Annotated in this window: 4 protein-coding genes and 2 pseudogenes; 1 reads left to right on the top strand and 5 read right to left on the bottom strand. The window is 69.2% G+C overall.

The genetic code is table 11. The features are described 5' to 3' along the window. The 5 genes and pseudogenes from ACWDA7_RS49635 to ACWDA7_RS49615 all read right to left on the bottom strand — a co-directional run. Positions 1-230: transposase (locus ACWDA7_RS49635; RefSeq protein ID WP_450614406.1), on the bottom strand; the 230-nt coding region annotated here is incomplete at its 3' end. A 258-nt stretch (positions 231-488) separates the two neighbouring features. Next, on the bottom strand, positions 489-1,493 hold the full coding sequence (locus ACWDA7_RS49630; protein ID WP_450614404.1) for an aldo/keto reductase family protein: 1,005 nt from the start codon (positions 1,491-1,493) through the stop codon (positions 489-491). Between the two features lie 182 nt (positions 1,494-1,675). Further along, positions 1,676-3,043: pseudogene (locus ACWDA7_RS49625) on the bottom strand (amylo-alpha-1,6-glucosidase); the annotation flags it as partial. Further along, positions 3,009-3,179, bottom strand: a complete 171-nt coding sequence (locus ACWDA7_RS49620; protein WP_450614402.1) for a hypothetical protein — start codon at positions 3,177-3,179, stop codon at positions 3,009-3,011. The gene ACWDA7_RS49620 and the pseudogene ACWDA7_RS49625, both read right to left, overlap by 35 nt. A gap of 510 nt (positions 3,180-3,689) precedes the next feature. Beyond that, a pseudogene (locus tag ACWDA7_RS49615) lies at positions 3,690-4,269 on the bottom strand (DUF6286 domain-containing protein). 350 nt (positions 4,270-4,619) lie between these two features. Here ACWDA7_RS49615 and ACWDA7_RS49610 point away from each other — a divergent pair. Further along, on the top strand, positions 4,620-5,384 hold the full coding sequence (locus ACWDA7_RS49610; protein ID WP_450614400.1) for a hypothetical protein: 765 nt from the start codon (positions 4,620-4,622) through the stop codon (positions 5,382-5,384). Positions 5,385-5,472: the final 88 nt, after the last annotated feature.

The following is a 5,472-nucleotide window of genomic DNA, read 5'->3' as shown; positions in this document are numbered from 1 at the left end:
CGGGCGGCAGTCCACTCGGTGAAGCGCCGGTGCGCGGTCGGCCCCGACGGGCCGAAGACCGGCGGCAACTGCCGCCAGGTGCAGCCCGTCGTGGCCACGAAGATGATCGCCGCGAGGACCTCGCGGTCCCCGTACCGGCGCCGGCCACCGCCCTGCGGCCGGGTCGGAGCAGGTGGCACCACCCGCTGGAACAGCTCCCACAGCTCGTCCGGCACCATGCGCTCAACCATCACCACACAGTGCAGACTACCCAGCACGCCAAATGAGACGGCGTCTTACTCCGCCTTCCGTTCCCATGACGTTCCCATGAGGAGCCCCAAGAGGCCCTGGGAACGGGGGGTCGGGGAGTCGCCCGAGGTCGGCCGCGGGGGTCGAAGCGGTGAGCACCGCAGGCCCTTTGGGGACGACAAAGGCCCCGCCCCATCAGGGGGCGGGGCCCTCGGCCGTCTGCGCGGGCCACTCATGGCCGCTGAGCACAGGCTAGCGGCTCAAGGGCGGTGTGCCGGCACGTTGTCGTGGACCCGCTTGGGGTCGGTGACCGCAACGGGCTTGAGGACCTCGTCGATGCGGGCCATGAGGTCTGCCTCCAGCACGACGCCGGAGGCCTTGGCGTTTTCCTCGACCTGTTCCGGGCGCGAGGCTCCGATGATGGCGGCCGAGACGTTGGAGTTCTGCAGCACCCACGCCACGGCCAGTTGGGCGAGGGACAGCCCGGCCTCGGCGGCCAGTGGCTTGAGCTGCTGAACGGCCTCCAGCACCTCATCGCGCATCCACCGCGCGATCATGTCGGCGCCGCCCTTGTCATCGGTGGCCCGCGAGCCCTGCGGAGGCTGGCGACCGGGCTCGTACTTGCCCGTCAGCACACCCTGCGCGATCGGCGAATAGACCACCTGCCCTATGCCCAGTTCTTCGCAGGTAGGCACTACCTCTCCCTCGATGACCCGCCACAAGGCGTTGTATTGGGGCTGATTGGACACCAGAGGGATACGCAGTTCCCGTGCGAGCGCGTGAGCGCGCCGGATCTGCTGCGCGGGCCACTCGGAGACGCCGATGTAGTGGGCCTTGCCGGAGTGGACGATGTCGGCGAACGCCTCCATCGTCTCCTCCAGGGGCGTGGCCACGTCGTATCGATGTGCCTGGTACAGGTCCACGTAGTCGGTCCCTAGGCGTCGCAGCGACCCTTCGATCGACTCCATGAGGTGCTTGCGTGACAGGCCCCGGTCGTTGCGACCCGGTCCGGTCGGCCAGTAGACCTTGGTGAAGATCTCCAGTCCCTCGCGGCGCTCGCCCTTCAGTGCGTCGCCTAGGACCGCCTCGGCACGCGTCCCGGCGTAGGCATCGGCTGTGTCGTAGGTGGTGATGCCCAGGTCCAGCGCCGCGCGCACGCATGCGGTGGCCGCCTCCGCCTCCACTTGCGAGCCGTGGGTCAGCCAGTTGCCGTAGGCGATCTCGCTGATGACCAGGCCACTGCGGCCGAGATGACGGTACTCCATGAGAGCAATCCTTAGGTCGTATGTGTGGCACCGTCGGCACGGTCCGGTGCAGGAGCATTTGGCAGACTCTTATTGGATCAATTCAGGCCCTTCAGCAGCAGCACCGCCTGTGGCTGCTGCAGTCTGCCTGGCCCGCGGTGGGCCCGGCGAGCGAGGTGGCCCCCAGCCTGGGGGGCCGGTGTTCAGGGGCGTGGTTCGTTCTGTACCTGTTGTCGTGCCGTGCGCAGGGCCAGTGGTGCTGCGGCTGCCCACGCTTGGGGTGAACAGGAATGCGGGTAGGGAGTGGGTCCTGTGGTGGCGGAGCGGTCGTAGCCGGCGATGACCTCGGGGAGGCGGTAGCCGTGGTGGGCGGCTGCCGCGATGAGGCCGTCGGTGACGGTGTCGACCTCGTGGGTGAGCTGGTAGCGGGCGAGGCCCAGGGCGATGATGGCGTTGTCGTGGGGCCAGGCACTGCCGCGGTGGTAGGAGAGAGGGTGGTATGGCTTCTGTCCGGCGGCCAGAGTGCGGATCGCCCAGCCGGAGAAGAAGTCTGGTTCCAGCAGGCGTTGGCCGACCCGGCGGGCGTGCTCTGTGTCGAGGATGCCGGACCACAGCAGGTGGCCGGCGTCCGAGGCCAGGGCGTCGACCTGGCGTCCGTCACCGTCCAGGGCGAGAGCCGGGAAGTCGGCTTGCGGCATCCAGAAGTCCGTTGTGAAGCGGCTGCGCAGTCGAGCGGCGGCGTCACGCAGCCGGTGCGCGTATGGCTCGTCCTGCCAGATCTTGTGGGCCAGTTCTGCTGTGCGCTGGAGTGCGTCGTAGGCGTAGCCCTGGGCTTCCGAGACTGCGATGGGGCCTTTTGCCTGGGTGCCGTCGGTGAAGCAGATGGCGCCTGCGGAGTCCTTCCAGTTCTGGTTGACCAGCCCGCCGGGGTCCGGGGCGTAGACGAGATAGCCGTGTCTTTCCAGGCCGCCGTCGGTGAGCATCCAATCCACGGCCTTGCGGGCGTGGCGCTCCAGGCGCAGGGCGAGGGAGCGATCGTTGGTTGTCTCGAAGTGGGCGTGGAGCAGGACCAGGAAGAGCGGTGTGGCGTCGACGGCGCCGTAGTACCGGCCGTAGGGGACCTGTCGGAAGTGGGCGAGTTCGCCGTGGCGGGTCTCGTGGACGATGCGTCCGGGCTGTTCGCCGCTGAAGGTGTCGTAGCGTTGCCCCTGGGTGGCGGCGAGGGCGCTCAGTGTGGCGGCGGCCGTGTCGGGTCGGTAGGGCAGGAGGAAGTAGGAGGTGAGCAGGGAGTCGCGGCCGAAGAGGGTGAGGAACCACGGGATGCCGGCGGCGGGAACGTGGACCTCGTCACCGTCGACTCCGGTGACCGGGATGGTCAGCAGGTCCACGTCGGCGAGGCCTCGTTCGCAGGTGCGGCTCAGGTCGTCCGTCGCGGTCGACGCCTGCCGATGGGGGTGTGGCACGGCAGGCGCGTCGAGCGGCAGTCCGTGCGGGTGGGCACGGACGGTCAGGTGGAGTTCGGTCTCGCCGTGCCCGTCAGCGGGCCGGGTGCCGGGTGGAGCGCCAGATGGAGCGGGCGGCCAGGTAGAGCAGATCGGCGATGAGGAGTAGTACGCCGATGGACATCAGGTAGAGCATGCCGTCGACGGCCGCGCCGATGGCGACCAGAGCGATTCCGGCGATGAGCAGGGTCAGGAAGAGGACCATTCCGGGATGCCTCCTGGGAAGGAACCGTGCGGGATCTGCGTGGTCTCTCGGCTACGGCGGGACACGCTGTGCCTGTGCTCGATGTCGCGTCGGCCGAGGAGTGGTACGTGACGACCCCGGCGCACAAGGCCGCTACCAGTAGTGACGGCGTCCGCCGACGGCGTGCCCCACCGACCCAGGGTTCTCAGGATGATGCCGACGACAACCAAGGCCGGTGTCTTCGAGGTTTCCTGGCTCAGTTGCCCCAGGGTCCGCGCCGGATCCGCGTGAGGCTCCAACAGCAGCCGCACGTGTGCGGTGGGAGCAGTACGTCGGCCCGTCAGCCGGACATGAGGCGAGACCCCGTCCAGGGCTTGCGCGGTCCGGCCCACGGAAGGGCCACCAGCGCGGCATGCCGAAATCCCAGTGGCGCTGCAGATCCAGCCCGCCGAGCAGCACGCCGCCACCCAGGGCGAACGCCCGAGAAGCCCCAGCAGCACCCGGTTCACTGTCTTGAGCATCAGGATCACCTCAGCCCTTCTTCGGGCGCCGGACGCGCACGGCCAACTTGGGTTGCCGGGCGAGACGCAAGGAGGTCACGGCTTCCCCCAGCGTGGCGTCCAGGTCGGCGCGGACCTCCTCGAGATCGCGGAAATGTGCCCCTGCCCGGGCTTTGACCTTCCGGCGGCCGACAGCGACCCGTGCCGACTGGACACCAGGCACCTGCATGGCCCGGTCGCGCAGAACCAGGGCGGCCGCGTGGCGGTCGAGCCCGGCGCGGACCTCCTCTGTCCGGGGGATATGGGCGGGCTGCCGCATGGGCAGCATGCCTGCGCAGTCCCGGCGTCACTGTCAGCAGGAAAAGCCACAGGCCGAGGGCCATCGCCACTGCGGCCCCGACGATCATCCAGGCGTCATCCAGTGGCCGTGTGGCCAGTTCCTCAGCGAGCCGCCGCCGCCAGCGCATCGCAGACCGGCCTGCCCGCACCGAGACCACGTCGTACAGGAGCAGTCCGATGGCCGCGGCCGACAGCGGGGCCGCCAAGGGCGCGGGAAGAATCCGCCGCGCCGACCAGAAGCGGTGCGCCGACCGGCCTGATCCGTCGATCACCTTCGTAGCGCCCGCGGCCGCCCCCGGGGTGCCGTCGCCTCGACACTGACCCCGCGGGTGACGGACTTGCCACTACCGGTGCCAGGCATCCGCTCCCGCATGGATCCCATCGAGCGGGCGAAAGGGCATTCCTACCTTCAGAAGCCCGCCGTGCGCCTAACATTATATTCTTATTAGTATGTTATGCCTAAAATGAGGACTTTGAGGCGAGGTGGTCCAACGAGTGGCCCGAGCGTCCCTGCCCGGAGCCCACGCCGACACTCCGGCCGCATTGCGGCGGGAAGAGAACCCTTATGCAGGAAAGGGCGGGAAGAGAACCGCTCCTATGCGAGAAAGAGGGTGAGAGGCCGGTGACCGAAGCGTGGACACAGGCGGTACGGCACCAGCTCTACCTGGGTCGGCTGCTCCCGCTCGGCGGGCCCGATGACGGGACGTGGATCACCGAGCAAGCGGCCGCCCGGGCCCTCGGGCGCGCTGCCGCTGAGATTCCCGGTGTTCGGCTTGAGTCTTTGCGTATCGGGGCGGCACCGCTCGAGCCCGTGTCCGAGCCGGCCGTCCGTCCGCCGGCCGGCGCGCTACCGCCTGGCCCGCTCAGGATCGAAGCCGCCTTCACAGCATCCCTGGGGCAGCCGCTGCCCGAGACCGCCGACCAGTTGAGGAGCGCACTGCTCAACGCGGCCACTGAACGGCTCGGCCTGGCCACCGTGACAGCTGACTTGCACGTCACGGATCTCCATGAGGTCCCGGAGGCAGGCGTGGAGTCGCGGACCGCGGCGAGGTCCATGAGGCCGGCGCCGGCAGCTGCAGCCGCGCGAAGCTCACCCCCGGTGACCGGAACAGGATCCGTGCGGGGGCCCGTCGGCGCGCTGGCGGACGTCGCGGCGGGTGTTCCGGGCGTCGCCCGCCTCACCGCCGTGCTGGGAAGCCGCCCGCTCAAGGTGGAGGACCATGACGATCCACCCGGCCGGCACATCGAGGTCCAGCTCGCGGTCGCCCCCGGACACCATCCACTGGAAGTCGCCCGCGCCGTCCGGGCCGCCGTGGCCGACGCATCCACCACTGACATCCCGGGCCCGGTCACCGCCGCCGTCCTCATCACAGACACCGCGGCTTAGCCTTGATCCACCGACGTGGCCTGAAGTGGATCTTCTGACGGGTTTTTGAGCGGGTTTCGGGTTGGTGTCTGTGCCTGGGCAGGTGGTA

Source organism: Streptomyces sp. NPDC001156, assembly GCF_053598275.1.
This window is presented reverse-complemented; position numbering and strand designations above follow the sequence as displayed.